Here is a 21,124-nt window from a genome sequence, read left to right as displayed (position 1 = left end):
TCCTCCGCTCATTGTCGGCAAAATATCGCTGTACATCGTCCATCTTAACCAAAACAGGCGCCAATCGACAACGAAAACACACCGTCATTTACATTATTCACCAAAAACCCATTGAACAATCTCCCACCTGCGCTTAGAGGTGGGAGATTCTTGGGAACACCCGCCCCACGGCAGGCTGTCAGCCAAGCCATCCCCGTGCGTCCCACGGTTTGGCTGCCTTACGAAGACAGCAAACGAAGCCCCTCATTCAAGATATTCCGGGCGGCGTTCTTGTTCGAGGGAAGAGGCAGAAAAGCTTGTGTTCAGCCATATGATTCTGTGTTTTTTAGGTAAAATAATGGATAATCAATACTCGTGATCGGGTGGTTTATCACTGTTCGCGGCTGTTATCCTCCTGCCATAATTTCTGCACACGGTCAAACGCGCCCGGCTCGACTTCTTCAACGGCCGCCACCGCCTGCCGGAGCGCCTCCTCATAATCATAATGGCGAAATAAAAATTCGGCTTCTTCCAGCCCTTTGCGGACCGCTGGATAGCGGCGGCGGTAGCGGTTGCCGTATTGAATCGTCCGCTCCGCCAGCGTCGCCTGTTCGATCATTTCCACCGTCCGCTCATACAACCGTTCCACAGCCGCTTTCGCCTCCTCCAACGCTTGGTCGACCGCCGGCATGTCAAGCGGCTTTTCTTCAAGACGCGCGGCAACGGCTTGCAAGCTGCGTCTCGCTTCCGCCAATTCAAGCGCATACGGTTCAGGCAGCCCCGGCAGCCGGCTTTTTTGCACAAGGCGGAGCGCCTCGGCCAATGTTTTTCTCATGCCGTCAAGCTTTTCGCGGGCGATCAATTCGTCTTTGCGCAGCGTCTGCAGCATCGTTCGAAACTGTTCATGCTCTTCCTTCATGAGGTCGATCTGAGACACAAGCTGCTCAAGCTCCTCTTTCAGGAGCGAATACGCTGTTTTCGCCTCGGCAACGCGGTCTTGAATGAGAAAAAACCGCTTTTGCAACTGGTGCAGCTGCTTTTCGATGCTCCGGTACTTTTCGAGGTCGCTTGGCGCCAAATGGTAGCTTTGCTGGACGAACAGCGCCTCGGCCTCGGTTTCCTTCGCCTCGGCGGCGAGCTCCTGAAGCATGCCGCTGAGGCGCGGCATTTCCGTTTGCACATATTGATGCGCGAGCACTTCGTTTTCGAGCAAATCGTAGAGCGCGTCGATCTCTTCTTTCAGCTCAGCGACAATCTGCTTCGCTTCTTCGATGCGCAGCTCATGGATCATGGCCAGACATTGCTCGATTTTTTCCCGTTTTTCCTGAAGCGTGCGCTCCATGTGCAAATGGTCAAGGATGTATCCGCGCTCTTCCATCTCTCGATAGCCATCAGCCAACTCAGCGAGCTGAGCTGGCAACGACGTTTGGCATTCGCCAAGAAGTTTGGGAATTTCTTCCATCATGGCTGTGAGCCGGCCGAGCTCTTCCTTCAGTGTCAGAACCACATCGCGCGCCGCCAAATAGTTGCCGGCTTCCGTCAATTCGGCAAACCGCTGAAACTGCTTTTCCGCTTCCGTTAAACGGACGTCAAGCAAGTCGGCAGCCGAACCGAACGTATAACGGTAAGCAAGCAGCGCCTTTTTCGCTTCCCGGTGAGCCGCACGCAGCTCCTCGATCTCCGCCCGGCTTTGTTCCTCGCTGCCGATCAACTCATTCACTTCATGAATGATTTCATGCACTTCTTCCTCAAGACGACGCAATCCGTCGGCGATCTGCCCAAGCAGCCGGCGCGCCTGCCGGTAGCGGTATTTGTCGAGCAGCCGCTCCGCGTCAAACAGCTGTTCTTCCACATTCGGCAGCTTCACTGCCACAATGTCATCCCATTGCTGGCGCCATCGTTCAAACAGCTGCTCCGTCTCCCCTGTCATATTCAGCTGTTTCACTTTCGCCAGCTCATCCGGCACCGGCCGGTTCATCAAGTTGATTTTCCATTCCTCGAGCCGATCGATTTCCCGGTACATCCGTTTCCGGTACACATGATTATATATGATTGCCCCCGCTCCGAGGAGCAGAACGATCCATGCCATTCCCATCCGCTGATGCCCTCCTTGCATTCAAGCTACTTCTATCGAACAAACGAAAATAGCGGAGAAGGCAAAAATATATGTTTTTCAATGTTTTTATGATACCATGTTAACGACATTTTTTGACCAAAATTTTTATTTTTTTTACAAGAATCTTCACTATTTTTGCTATGATACATAAGGAAGAAAGGAGGAAAATCGATCATGCGCGACGGGCATATTCATACGCCGTTTTGTCCGCACGGAAGCCAAGATCCGCTTGAGGCCTATGTAGAGCGCGCGATCGAACTGGGCTATACCGACATTTCCTTTACGGAGCATGCCCCGCTTCCTGAGCGGTTTATCGATCCAACGCCCAACCAGGACTGTTCGATGAAGCTTAGCCAGCTTGAGCGCTATTTGCACGCCGTCGCTGAGGTGAAAGCCCGCTACCGAAACGACATTGCCATCCGTGTCGGGCTCGAAGTCGATTTTATTCCTGGCTTTGAGGAAGAAACAACCCGCCTGCTCGACGAGGTCGGCCCGCTGCTTGACGACAGCATTTTATCGGTTCACTTTTTGGCCCACGAAGGGCAATATGTATGCCTTGATTACAGCGAAGATATGTTCGCCGACATCGTCCGCTTGTTCGGATCGGTCGAACGCGTCCACCGCGCCTACTACGAAACGGTGCTGCAATCGATCCGCACGGAGCTTGGCCGCTACAAACCGAGACGCATCGGCCATATGACGCTTGTGCGCAAGTTCCAACGCCGTTTCCCATGCTTGGAACCAATGGATGAGTGGATTGTTGCCATTCTCGATGACATTAAGCAGTTCGGCTATGAATTGGACTACAACGGCGCCGGCGCCGCCAAACCGCTCTGCCTTGAGCCGTATCCGCCGGGCGGCGTGATCGCCGAGGCGCGGCGGCGGGGCATCCCAATCGTCTACGGATCCGACGCCCATCGCGCCGCCGACTTGCACCAAGGACGGGAGAGGATGGACCGCGAGGCGCTTTCGGTTGACAACCGCCCGCAGCCGTCATAAAATAGGCGAATCAGCCATTTCCCTGCTTGCATCCTGCTGGATGTTGAGGCCAGAGTCCTGCTCCAACCATGATGAAAAAGGAGGCTAGTTCTGTGTTTCGTCCCATGGCTTACAACGGAACACGCGAAGAAAATTACGCGCTCGTCATCGAACAGCTGAAATCGCTCATTTCCGGGGAACCCAACTTCATCGCCAACTTGGCGAACGCAGCCGCCTTGCTCAACCAGTTTTTCACCGACATCAATTGGGTCGGTTTTTATCTCGCAGACGGCGAGGAGCTTGTGCTTGGCCCGTTCCAAGGCTTGCCGGCATGCGTGCGCATTCCGTTCGGCAAAGGGGTGTGCGGCACGGCGGCCGCCAAACGGCGGACGGTGGTCGTTCCAGACGTTCACCAATTCCCGGGCCATATCGCCTGCGATGCGGCGTCTCAATCGGAAATCGTCGTGCCGCTCATCAAAGACGACCGCGTCATCGGCGTTCTTGACATCGACAGCCCGGTGAAAAACCGCTTCGATGACATCGACCGCCGCTACTTGGAGCAGTTTGCCAGCGTGCTCATTTCCGCCTGACGAAAAAAGCGCACCAAGCGCGAAGAAGGAATCCGCTTGCTCGGATTCCTTTTTTTTACACCTTATACAAATGACAGTCATCGTGCACAAAAATGCAGTTTTTTCCCGTCTCTTTTGCCATATAAAGCGCGGCGTCGGCTCGTTTGAACAGCTGTTTTGCATCCTCGCAGCCTTGGCGCTCCCACCATGACACGCCGCACGAAACGGTCACCGTCGGAATCGTTTGTTCTCTGACTTTTTCTGTGATGCGGCGGGCAATCGAAATGGCGTCAGACAGCGGCACTTTCGGCAAATACACCGCCAGCTCTTCCCCGCCCCAACGCGCCGCCACATCGCCATCGCGAATGTTGGCGCGCACCGTCTCAGCCACTTGGACGAGCACCCCATCGCCCGTTTGATGGCCGTACACATCGTTGATTTGCTTAAAGTTGTCAATGTCAAACAAAATGAGCGCCCCGAATGCATCGGATCCCATGGATGTTTGGATCACCTCGTCCAAGTAACGGCGCGTATGCAGCTTTGTCAAATAATCGGTGACTACCATCTTCTCGAGCTCTTCGCGCAGCATCGCGTTCATAAACGCCAGCGTTGAATGTTGAACGAGGGATTCCAAGAGCTTAAACATCTCAAACGTAAATCGGTATGGCTCGCTGGCGAGCGCAATGCACAGTCCCTTCGTTTCCTTGTTTTGCTGCATCGGCGCCGCCATGATGGAACGAAACGAACCGAAAGCGGACACGCATACATCACCGGCAAATAAAATGTCATTTCCGCTTTGGCGCCGCTTTTCCACCCATTCGATATAGGGCTCGGACCGATGGTCGAAAAAAAACGGCGTGCTGCCTGGCAAAAGCTCCCGCTTGCCGTCGGCAAACAAGAAAAAACCGACTTCATCCGCGCCGAACGATTGTTGGATTTGCGATACCATGTACTCAATGGCTTCATGAAGCCGCGGCCGGGCGTTCAATTGGCGCATTGTGTCGTTGATCAGCTGCAAATCGGCGACAAGCCGGCGCGACTGTTCATACAACTTGGCGTTCTCAAGCGCGCTTCCAGCCGTGCTCGCCAGCAGCGAAATAAAATGAATCTCTCGTTTTGGAAATGGCGCAGCGTATGGGGCGATAATTTCAATCACCCCATACACCGCCTGCACCCCTTTAATCGGGGCGTACAGCACCGAGCGCGGCGGCGCCTCCATCTCCTCGCATTGCACTTGTCCAGTCAAAAACGCCCGCAACGCCGCCGTCTGTTTTTCCCTTTCATCCAATACAAGCGTTTTAATCGGCAAATTTCCGCGCAGATGGTTGTCATGCGACAACAGAAGGTGGTAGGTGAATGATGGATAGATGTTTTGCAGCGTGCGGATAATTTCTTCAAGCACAACATCGATATGCATCGAGGAATGAATTTTTGCGGCAAAGTGATGCAGCTGTCCATACCGTTTCTCTTCGCCCTCTCCTTGCAGCACCGCGCTAAGTTTCCGAAACAATCGCGCCAAATCCGTCCGGATCTCCCACAACAACCGCTCGTCAAAACCGCCATCTTTTCGATACATCAGCTCGACCATCGCCGGCGTCTCATCGGAAAGCATGAAAAAGAGCCGGGCCGCCATATGCGGCCCACCGGTATCGACAACAGCGACTTTCCGCTCTCCATCAGCCGCGATCGGCCCAGCGTCCGGCGTCCCAACCGCGGCCGCTTCCGGATAAAAGGCAGCCCGCACCGGGTCGTACAAATAAAAAACGGCTTGCTCGAGCGCCAGCTCTTCTTTTAGCAGCGCGAGCAACTCGCCCGCCGCCGCCGAAAACGGCCCATCGTCCTGAAACGCTAAAAACCAGTGGAAAAATTTTTGTTTAAATGATTCATACCGCTTTATTTCTTCCTTGTTCATCGCCTTTTCCACCCAAACCGGCATCATCATTCCAAATGAGAGAATGGGATGACAAATTTTTTCTAAAAATTGCATCTTTTATTATATCATACAAATAGAGAAGAAGGGAAACAAAATGTTGACTTTATCCTCTAAAAATCATATAATAGCCTTTGTGTAAAATATAGCAGCCTTTGTGCCCACCTTTATGGTTCATTTTGTTCCTCGACCCGCCGAGGTGCATCGTGTAACTCTTAGCTGCGAGAGCGAGGATGCATGAAAACAAAATGGCCATAATTGTTGGCGCACATCTGCTTTTATTTTACGGGAATAAAAGCGTAAGGAGGAGCAACGAATGGCTCGTTATACTGGCCCAATGTGGAAAATTTCCCGCCGCCTTGGCATCTCGTTGAGCGGCACGGGGAAAGAATTGCAAAAACGTCCGTATCCGCCTGGCCAACATGGTCCGGGGCAACGGCGGAAATTGTCGGAATATGGCTTGCAGCTGCAAGAAAAACAAAAGCTGCGCCATATGTACGGCGTGAACGAACGCCAATTCCGCAAAACGTTTGAAGAAGCAGGCAAAATGCCGGGCAAACACGGCGAAAACTTCATGATTTTGTTAGAATCGCGCCTAGACAACCTCGTCTATCGCTTAGGGTTGGCCCGCACGCGCCGTCAAGCCCGCCAGCTCGTGACGCACGGCCACATTTTGGTCGACGGCAGCCGTGTCAACATCCCGTCGTACCGAGTCAAACCGGGACAAACGATCGCCGTTCGCGAAAAATCGCGCAACTTGCAAGTGATTAAAGAAGCGCTCGAAGCGAACAACTACATTCCGGATTACTTGACGTTCAATCCGGAAAAAATGGAAGGGACGTACACCCGCTTGCCGGAGCGTTCCGAACTACCGGCGGAAATCAACGAAGCGCTCATCGTCGAGTTCTACTCGCGTTAAGGCGCAAAAAAGATCCGAAATGCCGATGCATTTCGGATCTTTTTTCTTAGGCGTAGCGAATCAAATAATACTTTTTCTTCCCGCGGCGGATGACCGTAAACCGCCCCTCAAGGCGGTGTTCAGCCGTTAATATGGCTCCGACGTCTTGAAGGCGCTCGCCGTTGACGTAAATGGCGCCGTTTTGGATGTCTTCGCGCGCTTGCCGCTTCGATGGCGAAATGCCGGCAGAAACGAGCAGCTCGACAAGCGGAACGTCGCCTCCTTCATGAACGAATGACGGCACATCTTTGAACCCTTGCTCAATTTCCGCCGCTGTCAAATTGGCAATGTCGCCGCTAAAGAGCGCTTCAGAAATGCGAATCGCTTGCCTGAGCGCCTCTTCGCCGTGCACGAGCTTTGTCACTTCCTCAGCAAGCGCCTTTTGGGCCGCCCGCTTCTCTGGGGCTTCACGAAGCTCTTGTTCAAGCGCTTCGATTTCCTCTTTTGACAGGAACGTAAAGTACTTCAAGTAGCGGATCACATCGCGGTCGTCGGTGTTGATCCAAAACTGGTAAAACTCGTACGGCGATGTTTTCTCTTTATCGAGCCAAATCGTGCCGCTTTCCGTTTTCCCGAATTTCGTGCCGTCCGCTTTCGTCACAAGCGGGATCGTCAAGCCAAACGCCCGCGCCTCGCCTTTCGTTTTGCGAATAAGCTCAAGCCCTGCCGTGATGTTGCCCCATTGGTCGCTCCCGCCGATTTGCAGGCGGCAGCCTTCCGTCTCGTACAGGCGGAGAAAATCGTATGCCTGCAGCATCATATAGCTGAACTCGGTAAATGAAATGCCCGTCTCGATGCGCGATTGCACCGACTCTTTCGCCATCATGTAGTTGACGCTGAAATGCTTGCCCACATCGCGCAAAAACGTAATGACATCCAGCGGCCCGATCCAGTCGTAGTTGTTTTTGATTTTCGCCGGATTGCCGTCCGCTTCAAAATCTAAAAAACGGCCGAGCTGTTCTTTAATACGCGCGCTCCATGCCTCGACGGTTTCTTTCGCATTGAGCGTGCGCTCGCTTTTTTTCCCGCTCGGGTCACCGATCAACCCCGTCGCTCCGCCGACTAGGGCGATCGGCCGGTGCCCCGCCTGCTGGAAGCGGCGCAGCGTCAAAATGGCGGCCAAGTTGCCGATATGCAAACTGTCCGCCGTCGGGTCAAACCCGCAGTAGAGCGTCACCCGCTCCTCATTCAACAGCTTGCGCAACCCGTCTTCATCCGTCGTTTGGTTGACGAGCCCGCGCCATTGCAATTCCGCAAGCAAATCCATGTCCTTCACCTCTCTATAAATGTCATGCAAAAGAAAACACCCGCCCGTGATGAAGGGGCGAGTGTTCGTCGCGGTACCACCCTACTTAGAAAGCATGGTGCTTTCTCACTCATTTGGATAACGGCGCCGGCCGGCGGATGGCTACTAGGTGCCAAAAACGTTCGCCATCGCTGCTCAGGGAGGTAATTCACGCCTGCCTGTGGACTGGCTCGCACCGTCCGCCAGCTCTCTGCACCAGGGAGACAGCCGCTACTTGTTCCCATCATCGCTTTCTCATATGAAATATATACATTCTTATTACCATAGCGATGCGCTCGCTGTCAACTCTAACGCTTTTCGCACAAACGGCGAAAAATCGGCAAAATTCCACAATGCCTCCCCTTCCTATGGTATACTGATGTATAATGACTTGCCGCATAGGGGGGCTGGCATGAAGCGAAACCAACTTTCCATTTCTCTTGAAAAAGCGTGGCATTATTTTTCCCTTACATACGATGTGGTTTGGAACGTCATCTTAATTTTGCTCATCGCCGCACTCTGCCTTGTCTGCTTTGCCATCGGCGCCGGCGCCGGCTATTTTGCCTTTTTGGTCAAAGATATGCCCGTTCCCTCGCCCGACGAGATGAAAAAGGAGATTTACCATTACGGCGAAACGAGCCACATGTACTTTAACGGCGGCGTATATTTAGGCCGGTTCCGGTCCGACCTTGACCGCGAGGCGGTGCCTCTTTCCGAGGTGTCGCCATACGTCGTGCAGGCGATCATCGCGACCGAAGACGAACATTTTTATGAACACGACGGCGTCGTTCCGAAGGCCGTCATCCGCGCCGTGTTTCAAGAGCTGACCAACTCGCCGGTCAAAAGCGGCGGGAGCACGCTTACGCAGCAGCTCGTCAAAAACCAGATGTTGACGAACGAGGTGTCGTTTGAGCGGAAGGCGAAAGAAATGCTGCTTTCACTTCGTCTGGAGAAATTTTTTTCCAAAGAAGACATTTTAGAGGCGTATTTAAACGTCGTTCCGTTCGGCCGCAATTCTTCAGGGCGCAACATCGCCGGCATCCAAGCCGCGGCCCAAGGCGTCTTTGGCGTCAACGCCAAAGAGTTGAATCTCGCTCAAGCGGCGTTTTTGGCCGGACTGCCGCAAAACCCGTTCGTCTACACCCCGTTTGCCGCTGACGGCCGCGTCAAATCGGATCTCTCGGCGGGATTGAAACGGATGAAAACGGTGCTGTACCGGATGAAACGGGCCGGCTACATCTCGGAAAAACAGTATAAGGAAGCGCTTTCCTATGATGTGGCGAAGCATTTGGCCGCCCCGAAGCCGTCGCCGTTTGAACAATATCCGTTTTTGACGTTGGAGATTGAGCGGCGGGCGAAAGAGGTGCTCGCCGAGACGTTCGCCAAGCGCGACGGCTATAAGCCGGAAGAGGTGAAGCGCGACCCCGCTCGTTTCCGCCGCTATCTCGGCGAGGCGGAAAAAGCGTTGCGCCAAGGCGGATATCGGATTTATACGACGATCGACAAAAAGATTTATGAACAAATGCAGCGCATCGCCGCCCGCTACCCGTATTACGGAAGCGACAATGTGTATTACACCAAAGACAAGAAAACAGGAAAAATGATCCCCCATCGCCAACCGGTCGAAGTCGGGGCGATGCTCATCGAAAACAAAACGGGAAAAATCATCAGCTTCGTCGGCGGCCGCGATTATGGGCGCGAGCAGTTGAACCACGCCACCCAAGCGCACCGGTCCAACGGGTCAACGATGAAACCGCTCTTAGTATACGCGCCGGCGATGGAGATGGGCGTCATCCAGCCGGCGACGATCATTCCCGACTTGCCGCTTTCGATCGGTTCGTATACACCGAAAAACGCGGACGGAAAAACGCACGGGCTCGTCACGGCGCGCTATGCCTTGCAGCAATCGTTCAACATTCCGGCCGTTCGGACGTATATGAGAATTCGATCCCGCCATCCGATCGACTATTTGCATAAAATGGGGGTCACGAGCGTCGCCAAACAAGAAGAGGCCAATCCAGCTTTGGCGATCGGCGGGACGCACATTGGCGTCACGGTCGAGGAAAACGTCAACGCCTATGCGACGTTCGCCAATTACGGATCGTTCGTGGACGCTTACATGATTGAGAAGATTGTGGACAAAAACGGAAAGATCGTTTACAAACATCAAAGCAAACCCGTCCCGGTGTTTTCGCCGCAAACGTCGTACTTGATGATCGATATGATGCGCGACGTGCTTCACGGCGGAACGGCCTCGTCGGTGCCGCGCTACTTGACCTTTTCCGCCGATTGGGCGGGAAAAACCGGCACATCGCAAGACAAGCGCGATTCGTGGTTTATCGCCGTCAATCCGAACGTCACGTTCGGCGTTTGGATCGGCTATGACCGGCCGGCGCCGCTTGAGTCCCGCTACAAAGGGCTTTCCTACAGCCAGCGCACCCAGCTGTTATGGGCGCGGTTGATCAATGCTGCCTATCAAGAAAACCCGAAGCTCATCGCTCCGCCGAAGCGGTTTCTCATGCCAGGCGGCATCGTCCGCCGCGCTTACTGCGCCGCGAGCGGCTTCAGCCCGTCGGCCGCGTGCGAAAAAGCCGGGCTCGTCCGTTACGATCTATACAATACGAAGTTTGCACCGCGGGAAGGAAGCGGCGAGAAAGTGATGGAAAGCCGGGTCGTCGTCATCGGCGGACGCCGCTATGTGGCGCTTGAGACGACGCCGGAAGAGTTTGTCACTCGCGAAGTGATCGTGAATCCGAAGCTTCTCGCCGATTGGGGGATCAACGGCGAAGGGCAGGCGGGCGATGCATCGCTCGTCTCCACATTAAAGGAAAACGGCCGTCCACCGGCTCCACCCGCCGCTCGGCTTGCAGGGGGCAAGCTCGTCTGGAATCGCCATAACGAGCCGGATGTCATCGGCTACCGCGTCTATCTAGTGAACGAAACGGGGGAACGACGCCTCGCCGCCGCTGTTAAAGCGGACGAGGCAGCCTCGTTTTCGCCGCTGCAGCCGGGCGCCGCGTACTGCGTCACTGCTGTGGACATCGCCGGACAGGAATCGGCGCCGTCGAACCTCGTTTCGCTGCCGTCCGCCTCGCCGCCCAATTCTGGTCGTCAAAAGAGCGGCGAGCCGTCTTCTCCCCCGCCGTCGGGTGACGTAGAGTGACAAGGAGCTGACCCAAAAGATTGTCTTTCTTTGATTGGCTTTCTTTAGAAGATGCCATTCGTTTTGAATAAAGAGTTGGCGCGTATATATGGTGATCGAAAAGAGGGTGTCCCGATCCTTGTTGGGACACCCTTTCTTGTTTGGTGAAGATGGGGAAAGCACAACGATTTTCGCCAAATGGATGGTTCTTAAGCGAAGAGGAAACGGGCATGTATCAAGTTTTTCAAATGGAGAAATCACGCTGTTGGCCGCGTTTTCCGTTCCATCACCGTCTTTGCAGCCGCCCCGCTTCGGCCCCAGTCTGAAAAGAACAACAGCGCCTGGAACAGCGGATGTTCCAGACGCTTTTCGCTCATCAGTCTTCCATCGTCGACAAATCGCCGGTCGGCAAGTTGAGCTCCCACGCCTTTAGGACGCGGCGCATGATTTTCCCGCTCCGCGTTTTCGGCAGTTTGTCGCGGAACTCGATCTCACGCGGCGCGGCATGAGCGGCAAGCCCTTTTTTCACAAATTGGCGGATGTCTTCTTTCAGCTCCTCGGACGGCTCGTACCCTTCACGAAGCGCGATGAACGCTTTGATGATTTCCCCGCGCACCGGATCCGGCTTGCCGATGACGCCGGCTTCGGCAACGGCCGGATGCTCGACGAGCTTGCTTTCGACTTCAAACGGCCCAACGCGCTCGCCGGATGTGTTGATGACATCGTCAACACGGCCTTGGAACCAGAAGTAGCCGTCTTCATCCATGTAGGCCGAATCGCCGGATACGTACCAGTCGCCGATAAAGTATGATTCATATTTTTGCGGGTTGTTCCAAATCGTTTTCATCATCGACGGCCAGCCTTTTTTGATGGCCAAGTTGCCCATCCGGTACGGCGGCAAGACGTTTCCTTGGTCATCAATGATCGCCGCCTCAACGCCCGGAATCGGTTTCCCCATCGATCCCGGCTTGATTTCCATGCACGGGTAGTTGCAAATGAGATGCCCGCCTGTTTCCGTCATCCACCACGTATCATGGATGCGGCGGCCGAACACTTTCATCCCCCAGCGGATGACTTCCGGGTTGAGCGGCTCGCCGACGCTCAAAATGTGGCGGAGCGAGCTTAAATCATATTTTTTCACGACTTCATCGCCGGCGCCCATCAGCATGCGGAACGCCGTCGGCGCGCTGTACCAGACGGTGACGCCGAAATCTTGGATCGTTTGATACCAAGCATCCGGGCTGAAGCGGCCGCCGACGATGACGCTTGACGCTCCGCACAGCCACGGGCCGAAGATGCCGTACGACGTCCCGGTCACCCACCCCGGGTCAGCCGTGCACCAGTAAATGTCGTCTTCTTTTAAGTCGAGCACCCATTTCGCCGTTTGATAGTGCTGAATCATCGCGTTATGGACGTGCAAAACGCCTTTCGGCTTGCCGGTCGAACCGGATGTGTAATGCAAAATCAAGCCGTCTTGGCGGTCGACCCATTCGATGTCGAAATGCTTGCTTGCCTCATTCATCCGCTTTTTCAAATCGATGTACGGCCCTTCCTCGACAATGCCGTCGCCGACCAAAAAGACGTACTTCAACTCCGGCAAATCGCCGACCGGCACGCGCGGCAGAAGCTCCGGCGTCGTAATGATCGCCTTCGCCCCGCTGTCTTCAAGACGGTCGCGCACCGCTCCTTCCATGAACGCCTCAAACAACGGCCCGACGATGGCGCCGGTTTTAATGATCCCAAGCACCGCAAAGTACAGTTCCGGAGAACGCGGCATGAACACGAACACACGGTCGCCCTTCTGAATGTCCGCCGCCTGTTTTAAGACGTTCGCCACCTTATTGGACATCTCTTTCATTTCTTTGAACGTATATTTCTCGTTCCGCACCGCGTCGCGGTAATAGAGCGCCACTTTATTTTTACGGAACGACTCAGCATGGCGGTCGATCGCCTCATACGCCATGTTGACTAGGCCCGTTTCATGCCAAGAAAACGCTTTCTCTGTTTCCGACCATTGAAACTGTTTATATGTTTCTTCGTAGTTTTTCAAATTGTAGTCCCCTTGTATGACAGGAAGCCGTTCTGTGTTCATTCTCCGATCCCCCTTATGTAAGTGATTACATTTCTATTATAGTCGATTGAAAACCATTTCTCAATTTTTAAAATATTCCTCGTTCTCACTTTTTTGAAATTTTTTTGAACCGCACCAGCCGGCGCCGCTTTTATGTATAATGGAAGCAGAACGACCAATTCAGGTGGTGGACGAATGGAACATAAAAAAACGTATAACGCCAAAGAGCTGAAAACCCCGAAAGGAACGCTCCTCATCGAAGGGCCGGTGACGCCGGAAGCGTTGGCCAGCTACGAATTCCACCATGACCTCACTTCCTTCCGCCCGCCTGCCAAACAGCACAAAGCGTTGATCGAAATCGCCAAGCTGCCGGAAGGGCGGATCATCATCGCCCGCCGCGGCGAGGTGATTGTCGGATATGTGACGTTTTTGTATCCCGATCCGCTTGAGCGTTGGTCGGAAGGGAACATGGAAAATTTGCTCGAGCTTGGCGCCATTGAAGTCATTCCGGAGTTCCGCGGGTTTGGCGTCGGAAAAAATTTATTGATCGTCTCGATGATGGACGACGCCATGGAAGACTACATCATCATTACAACTGAATATTACTGGCATTGGGATTTAAAAGGCACGGGGCTGAACGTGTGGGAGTACCGAAAAGTGATGGAGAAAATGATGAACGCCGGCGGGCTCGTCTGGTATGCGACCGACGACCCGGAAATTTGCTCCCATCCGGCGAACTGCCTCATGGTCCGCATTGGCAAACGGGTCGACGCCGAATCGATTCAACGGTTCGACCGGCTGCGGTTTATGAACCGCTATATGTACTAGCTGAAATTCTCAGCTGTCCGGACGTTTGCGCCCGCCTTGCCGGTTGCGGGCGGCGCGCATAAAATGCCACGCACAAAGGGGAGAGGAGAACGATGCTTGTCGAACAAGTGATGAAAGCACCGGTTATCACGCTTCGCGCCACGAATACGATCGCCGAAGCGCTGCAGCTGCTCAGACATCACCGCATCCGCCATCTGCCGGTCATCGATGAAAGCGGGAGATTGATCGGTCTTGTGACCGATCGCGATTTGCGCGACGCGAGCCCGTCCATTTTCCATCTTCATGAACATCTTGAAGACTTGCAAAAACCGGTCAGCACGATTATGAAAACCGACCTCATCGTCGGCCATCCGCTCGTTTTCGTCGAGGAGGTGGCGGCGCTCTTTTACGAACACCGAATCGGCTGTCTGCCGATCGTCAATCACGGGAAACTCGTCGGCATCATCACGCAAACGGATTTGCTCCGCACGTTCATTGAATTGACCGGCGTTCACCAGCCGGGGTCGCAAATCGAGATCAAAGTGCCGAACGAAACCGGCATGTTAAGCAAAGCGGCGGCCATCATCAGCGAGCGCCATGTGAACATCGCCAGCGTCTTGGTGTATCCAGCTCCGGATCCGAATGAGAAAATTTTAGTTTTCCGCGTGCAGACGATGAATCCGCTTCCATTGATCCGCGATTTGCAAAACGCCGGCTATCACGTGCTATGGCCGAACTTGCCGGGGGTTACGTCATGAGCCGAAACTGCGCATTCGTCTATAGCGAGCAATTTCTTCAGTACAAATTTCATGACGACCATCCGTTCAACCAGCTGCGGGTCAAAATGACATACGACTTGCTTTGCACGCTCGGCGCGCTCGAAGACCGCCAGATCGTCGCCCCGCGCATGGCGACCGATGACGAGCTGGCGCTCATTCACGACCGCTCCTACATCGAGGCGGTGAAAGCGGCCGGACGCGGCGAGCTGTCGGAAGCGGCGGCGCAAAACTACGGCCTTGGCACCGAGGATACGCCGATTTTCCCAAACATGCACGAAGCGAGCGCTCTTTTGGTCGGCAGCACCCTCACCGCCGTCGACGCGGTTCTTTCCGGAGCGGCCGAGCATGCGCTCAACCTTGGCGGCGGTCTGCACCACGGCTTCCGCGGCAAAGCATCCGGCTTCTGCGTCTACAACGACAGCGCGGTCGCCATTCAATACATCAGGGAGAAATACGGACTGCGCGTGTTGTACGTCGACACGGACGCCCACCACGGCGACGGGGTGCAATGGGCGTTTTACGACGATCCGAACGTTTGCACGTTTTCCATTCATGAAACGGGGCGCTATTTGTTCCCAGGGACCGGAAATGTCAACGAGCGCGGCTTAGGCGCGGGCTACGGCTATTCGTTCAACATTCCCGTTGATGCGTTCACGGGAGACGAATCATGGATCGCCGCCTATACGACCGCGCTTCGGGAAATCGCCGACTTTTTCCGCCCGGACGTCATCGTGACGCAAAACGGCGTCGACGCCCACTATTACGATCCGCTCACCCATTTGTCGGTGACGATGAAAACCTACCGCGCCATTCCGAAACTCGCGCACGAAATCGCGCATGAATATTGCGGCGGACGCTGGATCGCCGTCGGCGGCGGCGGCTATGACATCTGGCGCGTCGTGCCGCGGGCATGGGCGCTCCTTTGGCTCGAGATGACGGGACAAGCCGATGTGTCCGGCCCGCTGCCGGATGAGTGGCGCGAACGTTGGCAACCGCTTTCACCCGTCGCGCTTCCGCTCGAGTGGGACGACCCGGATGACTTGTATCCCCCGATCCCGCGCAAGGCGGAGATCAGCGAAAAAAATGCGCAAACGGTGGAAAAGGCGTTGTATTTCATTCGCAGTCAACGCCGGGCGGGGACTTGATTTTTTTTCATTTAAAACGTCCTGTTTTCCTAGTCAACTTCCGTTTTCACCGAAAAACGGGCCGACTGCAAGGCGATTGCAGCTGTCAAAAAAGAAATGGAGCAAAGCAAGCAAGAAGCTGGTCCCCGTGTTGAGGCCAGCTTTTTTCATTTCGTCGACTCCCGCACTTCAAGCCGGTGCGGCAAGACAACGATATGGTGGTCCACTGGCTCTTTATTCATATACTTCGTCAAGAGCCGCATCGCCACCGCCCCGATGTCGTACATCGGCTGCACGACGGTCGTCAGCCGCGGCCGCACCATCGTTGCCAATCGCGTGTTGTCAAAACCGACGACTTCCAGTTCATCCGGCACGCGCACCCCGTGGTCTTGGGCGCTGTGGATGATGCCGAGCGCCATTTCGTCCGTGCCAGCAAACACCGCCGTCGGCCGTTCGGCAAGCTCTGTGATTTTCTCATACGCCTCCAAGCCGGAGTCGTACGAGTTGTCGCCCTCAATGACGAGCTCTTCCTCATACGGCGCGCCGTGTTCCTCAAGCGCGCGTCGGTACCCCGCCAACTTCCGCTGGTTGATCGGGTCATCGGTCGGACCGGTTACATAGACAATGCGGCGGTTTCCTTTTTCCAGCAAATACGTCACGGCTTCAAACGCCGCCTGCTCATAGTCGATGTTGACCGAGGGAATCTCGTTCGGTCCCATCGTCGCCGCAAGCACGATCGGCACCGACGACTTTTGAAATTCGGCGACGTGCTCTTCGGTGATCGTCCCGCCCATAAACAACAGGCCGTCCACTTGCTTGGCGAGCATCGTGTTGAGCAAATGCAGCTCTTTTTCTTTGTTTTGGTCGGAGTTGCTCAAAATGATGTTGTACTTGTACATCGTGGCGATGTCCTCAATGCCGCGCGCCAGTTCGGCGAAGAAAATGCTCGAAATATCCGGGATGATCACTCCGACCGTCGTCGTTTTTTTGCTGGCGAGCCCCCGCGCCACGGCGTTCGGGCGGTAGCCGAGCCGTTCGATGGCCTCAAGCACTTTTTTCCTCGTCGACGGTTTGACGTTCGGGTTGCCATTGACGACGCGCGAGACGGTCGCCATCGAGACGTTCGCCTCCCGCGCCACATCATAAATCGTTACCGTCATTTTGTTTCACTCCTTTTCGCTCGATCCGATAACCGGTCAAATTCCGAATGTATGTACAACTATCATACGATACATTATCGCCAACTCGCAACGAAATCGCAACCATTTTGCCGGTTTGTTCACAAACCGTTCACGGGTAGTTTGCCCCAACACTCGCCATCTCATCAAAAAATCCCCTCGGGCAACAACCGAGGGGATCGTCTTACGCCTGAACAAACTGACGTTGGAACGCGCGCACTTCTTCCATAAACTCGTTGAATTGAGCGATGTCCATTTGCTGGGCGGAATCGGACAAGGCGACGGCCGGGTCCGGATGCACTTCGGCCATGACGCCGTCGGCGCCGATCGCCAAGGCCGCTTTGGCGCACGGGATGAGCAGATCGCGCCGCCCCGTTGAGTGGGTGACATCAACGAACACCGGCAAGTGCGTTTCTTTCTTCAAAATCGGCACAGCCGAAATGTCGAGCGTGTTGCGCGTCGCCCGCTCGTACGTGCGGATGCCGCGCTCGCACAAAATGATCTGCCCGTTTCCTTGTGACATGATGTACTCAGCGGCGTTGATGAATTCTTCAATCGTCGCCGCCAAGCCGCGCTTCAGCAAAATCGGCTTGTTCACTTGGCCGGCTGCCTTGAGCAGCTCAAAGTTTTGCATGTTGCGCGCGCCGATTTGGATGACGTCAATATAGTCCAAGGCGATTTCAATGTCCGCCGGGGTGACGATTTCACTGATGACCGCCAAATCAAACTCATCGGCGATCCGTTTCAAAATTTTCAGCCCTTCCACGCCGAGCCCTTGGAAATCGTACGGCGACGTGCGCGGTTTGTAGGCGCCGCCGCGCAGCAGCTTGATCCCTTGTTTTTTCACGGCCTCCGCCACCGCAGCGACTTGTTCATAGCTTTCCACAGCGCACGGGCCCATGACGAAATATTGGTTGCCGTCGCCGATTCGCTCGCCTTTCACTTCAACAATCGTGTTTTCCGGATGCTTTTTCCGCGAGACAAGGAGCGCCTTGCGGTGATCGTCTTCCTGCAGCTCGAGCGCTGCTTTAAAAATTTCCTTGAAAATGTGCTGCAGCGTCGATGTTTCAAACGGCCCATCGTTATGCTCGGAAATGAGATCCAACATTTTCCGTTCGCGCACCGGATCGTAGCGGTGCGTCCCTTGCGCTTCTTTAATTTTTCCGATCTCCTGAACGAGCCGCCCCCGTTCATTGATCAGTTTCAACAGCTGCAAGTTGATCTCATCGACTCGCGCCCGCAGTTCGTCTAATCTCTCATTGCTCATGCTTTTCTCATCCTTTCGCCAAGTGTAGTGCATTGTTTTCGCCGCTTGCCGGCAAGCGGCGCCCCCGTCTTGGAGAGCGAAGTCGTTTAATTAGTGTTTATTATAATCGATGGAGCTATCGTTGTCACGAAAAAAATGCTTTTTTGATTAAACGCTTTTAAGCGATAAAGTAAAAAGTGTGCAAAAAACCGCCCGCAGTAAAGGCGGACGGTCAAGCGCCGACATGCTCCGAGAGCGCGCCATACGTAATGGCCCAATGGGACGCATGCCAGACGACGCGGCCGTTTTCAAACAGCAGCACTTGCGGCGACTCGTGTTTCACCCCGGTCGTTTCGGCGATATAGTTGGAGAGCGGCCGCGCCTCTTGGACGTACAGGCAATACACCGCCAGCTCTGGATGGTCTGCGGCGAACTTCTCGCATTCGCCAAACGCCGCTTGACTGATCGGGCAGGTGAGGCTATGCTTGACGAACAAAAAACGCTCCGTTTCCTTCATGACGCGGTCAAACTGTTCGATCGTCTCCAGCTTCTCCATTCCCATCGCCTTCACTCCGTTTCTTTTCGCGACGTGATGCTTTGCTCGGCGTCATCAAGCGCCGCCTCGGCTTCCTCAAGCAGCTTTTGCAGCGTTTCCCGGTCGGCTGGCCCGGCGGATGGCGGAATCGGAATCGTCGCCTCCTTGGCTTCCTCTCCATCGTTTTCCCCGCCGGCTGGCGCCGTCGTGGATTTCAACGGGATGAAGTTGGCGATTTCCTTCGTTTTCTCTTTCGCCGTTTCCAACCATTCGACAGCCGTTGTTTTCACCGGCTCCCACGTTTCATCGTTGCTCCACTCGGCCAGCCATTTCCGCCCTTTTTCGCTCGTCAAAAACAACGCAGCAGCCGCGCCGGCGATGCCGCCGACCAGCGCGCCAAGCAAAAATCCACCGTTATTTTTCGCCATTCGATACACCCTCCTTTAACGATTGTTTTTTCTCCATTTTTCCCGTAAATCGAGCAAAACATTTGTCCAGCGCAACGCCTTGCCCCATTTTCCTTGCCCCAGGCCCGCCCGCGCCGACAAACCGGCAGCCGCCTGCCGAAGCGCGCGGTTGAGCGAACGAATCGTGCCGCCGATCTCTCCGACCGCTTCGATTGCGCCATTTAGCGTTTCTACTTTTTTTTGCACATCGCTGGCGATGCCGTTGGCCGTATGGAGAAGTTCACGAACTTCTTTCGCCACCGTTTGCACTTGCTCATCGGCATGGTCGATCGCCGCCGTCAGCCGGCGCAGCGTTTCCTGCAAAACGATGAGCGTCCTGGCTATGTAAACAACAAGCAGCAAAAAAGCAAGCGCGATGAGCGCCACGCTTCCATACAAAAGCCATTCCACCCGATTCCCTCCTTGCCCATTCGAACGTTTCATTCCCTTTGTACCCATCTTTTCCCGCTTTCAAACTTCGACATAGAAAAGACGGCTTCCTTTTTGAAACAGGAAAAAACGGGCCATCTTCATCACAGCCCGTTCCCTGTCGGCCGTCAGGCGGAAAGAACGGCCCGTTCGTACGCTTGTTGAAACTTTTGAATGTCGCCGGCGCCCATGAACACCAACACCGCATCTTGATGCTGCTTCAACACGGCTACGTTTTGTTCCTCAAGCAGCTGGGAACGCGGAATTTGCGCCTGCAAATCACGGATCGACAATTTGCCCTCATGTTCGCGCGCCGAGCCGAAAATGTCGCACAAATAGACGTGGTCCGCCTGGCGCAAACTTTCAGCGAACTCGCGCAAAAACGTCTGCGTCCGTGTATACGTATGCGGCTGGAAAATCGCCACGACTTCGCGCCCCGGATATTTTTGCCTTGCCGCCTCCAATGTCGCCGTAATTTCGCGTGGATGATGCGCGTAATCATCGATCAGCACTTGGCGCCCGACCGTTTTCTCGCTGAAGCGGCGCTTCACACCTTGGAACGTTTGCAGCCGCTTGGCGATCGTGTCCGCATCCACCCCTTCGTAGTGGCAGAGGGCGATGACGGCGAGAGCATTCAATACGTTATGATCGCCGAAGCGCGGAATGGCAAACGAAGCGAAAAAGGTATTGCGCACGAACACATCAAACGCCATCCCTTCCGTCGTCTTGACGATATTGCGCGCCTGAAAATCGTTTTCTTCGCCGAATCCATAAAACAAAATCGGCACTTTCGCTTGAATGTTCGGCAAATACGGATCATCCCCGCAGGCGACGATCGCTTTTTTCACTTGATTCGCCATTTGCTGGAAAGCGGAAAACACATCGTCGACATTGGCAAAATAATCCGGGTGATCAAAGTCAATATTTGTCATGATCGCATAATCTGGAAAGTAGGAAAGGAAGTGCCGGCGGTATTCGCACGCTTCAAACACAAAGTATTTGCTCCCTGGTTCTCCTTTTCCCGTGCCGTCTCCGATCAAATAGGACGTTGGATGGGCTCCTTGCATCACATGGGCAAGCAACCCCGTCGTCGTCGTCTTTCCATGCGAACCGGTCACCGCGATGCTCGTAAACTTGCCTGCCAGCTGGCCTAAAAAGCGATGGTAACGAATGACAGGCACACCAAGCTGACGGGCCGCCTCGATTTCCTCATGCGTATCCGGAAATGCGTTGCCGGCAATGACCGTATAACCTGCACGAATATTGTCTTTCGAAAAAGGCAGCACCGGGATTCCCCGCTCTTCAAGCGCCTTTTGCGTGAAAAACCATTTCTCTACATCCGACCCTTGCACCGTATAGCCAAGGTCATGAAGCACTTGTGCGAGCGCGCCCATCCCCGTGCCTTTAATGCCTACAAAATGGTAAACTGTCATCGTTAAGCCCTCCAACCATCGTCTCTCTGTAAGACAGTATATGATATCCATCTCGTTTTGCCATTTCTCTCATTGCGGTGCACCATTCATTTCCCCATTATAGCACGCAAGGAGGCAAA

The 21,124-nt window shown here is 54.5% G+C and carries 17 protein-coding genes and 1 other annotated feature; of the genes, 7 read left to right on the top strand and 10 right to left on the bottom strand.

Annotation, left to right across the window (positions count from 1 at the left end; genetic code table 11):
* Positions 1 to 370 precede the first annotated feature (370 nt).
* A complete protein-coding gene (gene ezrA / locus CD000_RS01445) occupies positions 371 to 2,074 on the bottom strand; it encodes a septation ring formation regulator EzrA (protein ID WP_011232272.1) in 1,704 nt (567 codons plus the stop codon).
* 195 nt (positions 2,075 to 2,269) lie between these two features.
* On the opposite strand from ezrA, the gene hisJ reads away from it, so the two are divergent.
* Complete coding sequence (gene hisJ / locus CD000_RS01440) at positions 2,270 to 3,094, top strand: histidinol-phosphatase HisJ (protein WP_011232273.1); 825 nt, start codon at positions 2,270 to 2,272, stop codon at positions 3,092 to 3,094.
* 92 nt (positions 3,095 to 3,186) lie between these two features.
* Entirely contained in the window at positions 3,187 to 3,663 is a 477-nt protein-coding gene (locus CD000_RS01435) for a GAF domain-containing protein (RefSeq protein WP_011232274.1), read from the top strand.
* Positions 3,664 to 3,718: 55 nt separating this feature from the next.
* Here CD000_RS01435 and CD000_RS01430 read toward each other — a convergent pair whose 3' ends face one another.
* On the bottom strand, positions 3,719 to 5,578 hold the full coding sequence (locus CD000_RS01430; protein WP_198962523.1) for a sensor domain-containing diguanylate cyclase: 1,860 nt from the start codon (positions 5,576 to 5,578) through the stop codon (positions 3,719 to 3,721).
* 310 nt (positions 5,579 to 5,888) lie between these two features.
* On the opposite strand from CD000_RS01430, the gene rpsD reads away from it, so the two are divergent.
* Entirely contained in the window at positions 5,889 to 6,491 is a 603-nt protein-coding gene (gene rpsD, locus CD000_RS01425; RefSeq protein ID WP_011232276.1) for a 30S ribosomal protein S4, read from the top strand.
* Positions 6,492 to 6,537: 46 nt separating this feature from the next.
* Here the strand turns inward: rpsD and tyrS are convergent, their stop codons facing one another.
* Entirely contained in the window at positions 6,538 to 7,797 is a 1,260-nt protein-coding gene (gene tyrS / locus CD000_RS01420; protein ID WP_015375638.1) for a tyrosine--tRNA ligase, read from the bottom strand.
* A 50-nt stretch (positions 7,798 to 7,847) separates the two neighbouring features.
* Positions 7,848 to 8,072 (bottom strand) — a binding site (T-box leader).
* Between the two features lie 155 nt (positions 8,073 to 8,227).
* Here tyrS and CD000_RS01410 point away from each other — a divergent pair.
* Entirely contained in the window at positions 8,228 to 10,978 is a 2,751-nt protein-coding gene (locus tag CD000_RS01410) for a transglycosylase domain-containing protein (RefSeq protein ID WP_096224719.1), read from the top strand.
* 355 nt (positions 10,979 to 11,333) lie between these two features.
* Here CD000_RS01410 and acsA read toward each other — a convergent pair whose 3' ends face one another.
* Complete coding sequence (gene acsA, locus CD000_RS01405) at positions 11,334 to 13,049, bottom strand: acetate--CoA ligase (protein WP_096224718.1); 1,716 nt, start codon at positions 13,047 to 13,049, stop codon at positions 11,334 to 11,336.
* Between the two features lie 174 nt (positions 13,050 to 13,223).
* On the opposite strand from acsA, the gene CD000_RS01400 reads away from it, so the two are divergent.
* The 3 genes from CD000_RS01400 to CD000_RS01390 all read left to right on the top strand — a co-directional run bounded on the left by CD000_RS01400 (position 13,224) and on the right by CD000_RS01390 (position 15,759).
* The gene (locus tag CD000_RS01400) at positions 13,224 to 13,856 is read left to right on the top strand and encodes a GNAT family N-acetyltransferase (RefSeq protein WP_011232281.1); all 633 of its coding nucleotides are present in this window, start codon (positions 13,224 to 13,226) and stop codon (positions 13,854 to 13,856) included.
* 92 nt (positions 13,857 to 13,948) lie between these two features.
* Positions 13,949 to 14,593: an acetoin utilization AcuB family protein gene (locus CD000_RS01395; RefSeq protein WP_096224717.1), complete on the top strand. Its 645-nt coding sequence runs from the start codon at positions 13,949 to 13,951 to the stop codon at positions 14,591 to 14,593.
* Positions 14,590 to 15,759, top strand: coding sequence for an acetoin utilization protein AcuC (locus CD000_RS01390; protein WP_096224716.1), 1,170 nt, complete (start codon positions 14,590 to 14,592; stop codon positions 15,757 to 15,759). Before CD000_RS01395 ends, CD000_RS01390 begins: the two co-directional genes overlap by 4 nt.
* A 146-nt stretch (positions 15,760 to 15,905) precedes the next feature.
* On the opposite strand, the gene ccpA is transcribed toward CD000_RS01390, so the two are convergent.
* The 6 genes from ccpA to murC form a co-directional block, all read right to left on the bottom strand.
* Positions 15,906 to 16,898, bottom strand: coding sequence for a catabolite control protein A (gene ccpA / locus CD000_RS01385; protein ID WP_015375640.1), 993 nt, complete (start codon positions 16,896 to 16,898; stop codon positions 15,906 to 15,908).
* 202 nt (positions 16,899 to 17,100) lie between these two features.
* A complete protein-coding gene (locus CD000_RS01380; RefSeq protein WP_011232285.1) occupies positions 17,101 to 18,183 on the bottom strand; it encodes a bifunctional 3-deoxy-7-phosphoheptulonate synthase/chorismate mutase in 1,083 nt (360 codons plus the stop codon).
* Positions 18,184 to 18,394: 211 nt separating this feature from the next.
* Complete coding sequence (ytxJ, locus tag CD000_RS01375; protein WP_011232286.1) at positions 18,395 to 18,724, bottom strand: bacillithiol system redox-active protein YtxJ; 330 nt, start codon at positions 18,722 to 18,724, stop codon at positions 18,395 to 18,397.
* 5 nt (positions 18,725 to 18,729) lie between these two features.
* Positions 18,730 to 19,125, bottom strand: coding sequence for a hypothetical protein (locus CD000_RS01370; protein ID WP_011232287.1), 396 nt, complete (start codon positions 19,123 to 19,125; stop codon positions 18,730 to 18,732).
* Between the two features lie 15 nt (positions 19,126 to 19,140).
* Positions 19,141 to 19,554: a DUF948 domain-containing protein gene (locus CD000_RS01365; protein WP_011232288.1), complete on the bottom strand. Its 414-nt coding sequence runs from the start codon at positions 19,552 to 19,554 to the stop codon at positions 19,141 to 19,143.
* Positions 19,555 to 19,700: 146 nt separating this feature from the next.
* The gene (murC, locus tag CD000_RS01360) at positions 19,701 to 21,005 is read right to left on the bottom strand and encodes a UDP-N-acetylmuramate--L-alanine ligase (protein ID WP_096224715.1); all 1,305 of its coding nucleotides are present in this window, start codon (positions 21,003 to 21,005) and stop codon (positions 19,701 to 19,703) included.
* Between the last annotated feature and the right edge of the window lie 119 nt (positions 21,006 to 21,124).

Source organism: Geobacillus sp. FJAT-46040, from assembly GCF_002335725.1.
GTDB classification, from domain to species: Bacteria; Bacillota; Bacilli; order Bacillales; family Anoxybacillaceae; genus Geobacillus; species Geobacillus thermoleovorans.
The sequence above is the reverse complement of the archived record's forward strand: the minus strand, read 5'-3'. Positions and strand labels throughout refer to the sequence as shown.

Excerpts from the sequence above, each read along its gene's own strand:
- ezrA (WP_011232272.1), bottom strand. The coding sequence starts at position 2,074 with ATGGGAATGGCATGGATCGTTCTGCTCCTCGGAGCGGGGGCAATCATA.
- hisJ (WP_011232273.1), top strand. The coding sequence starts at position 2,270 with ATGCGCGACGGGCATATTCATACGCCGTTTTGTCCGCACGGAAGCCAA.
- CD000_RS01430 (WP_198962523.1), bottom strand. The coding sequence starts at position 5,578 with ATGCCGGTTTGGGTGGAAAAGGCGATGAACAAGGAAGAAATAAAGCGG.
- rpsD (WP_011232276.1), top strand. The coding sequence starts at position 5,889 with ATGGCTCGTTATACTGGCCCAATGTGGAAAATTTCCCGCCGCCTTGGC.
- tyrS (WP_015375638.1), bottom strand. The coding sequence starts at position 7,797 with ATGGATTTGCTTGCGGAATTGCAATGGCGCGGGCTCGTCAACCAAACG.
- CD000_RS01410 (WP_096224719.1), top strand. The coding sequence starts at position 8,228 with ATGAAGCGAAACCAACTTTCCATTTCTCTTGAAAAAGCGTGGCATTAT.
- acsA (WP_096224718.1), bottom strand. The coding sequence starts at position 13,049 with ATGAACACAGAACGGCTTCCTGTCATACAAGGGGACTACAATTTGAAA.
- CD000_RS01400 (WP_011232281.1), top strand. The coding sequence starts at position 13,224 with ATGGAACATAAAAAAACGTATAACGCCAAAGAGCTGAAAACCCCGAAA.
- CD000_RS01395 (WP_096224717.1), top strand. The coding sequence starts at position 13,949 with ATGCTTGTCGAACAAGTGATGAAAGCACCGGTTATCACGCTTCGCGCC.
- CD000_RS01390 (WP_096224716.1), top strand. The coding sequence starts at position 14,590 with ATGAGCCGAAACTGCGCATTCGTCTATAGCGAGCAATTTCTTCAGTAC.
- ccpA (WP_015375640.1), bottom strand. The coding sequence starts at position 16,898 with ATGACGGTAACGATTTATGATGTGGCGCGGGAGGCGAACGTCTCGATG.
- CD000_RS01380 (WP_011232285.1), bottom strand. The coding sequence starts at position 18,183 with ATGAGCAATGAGAGATTAGACGAACTGCGGGCGCGAGTCGATGAGATC.
- ytxJ (WP_011232286.1), bottom strand. The coding sequence starts at position 18,724 with ATGGGAATGGAGAAGCTGGAGACGATCGAACAGTTTGACCGCGTCATG.
- CD000_RS01370 (WP_011232287.1), bottom strand. The coding sequence starts at position 19,125 with ATGGCGAAAAATAACGGTGGATTTTTGCTTGGCGCGCTGGTCGGCGGC.
- murC (WP_096224715.1), bottom strand. The coding sequence starts at position 21,005 with ATGACAGTTTACCATTTTGTAGGCATTAAAGGCACGGGGATGGGCGCG.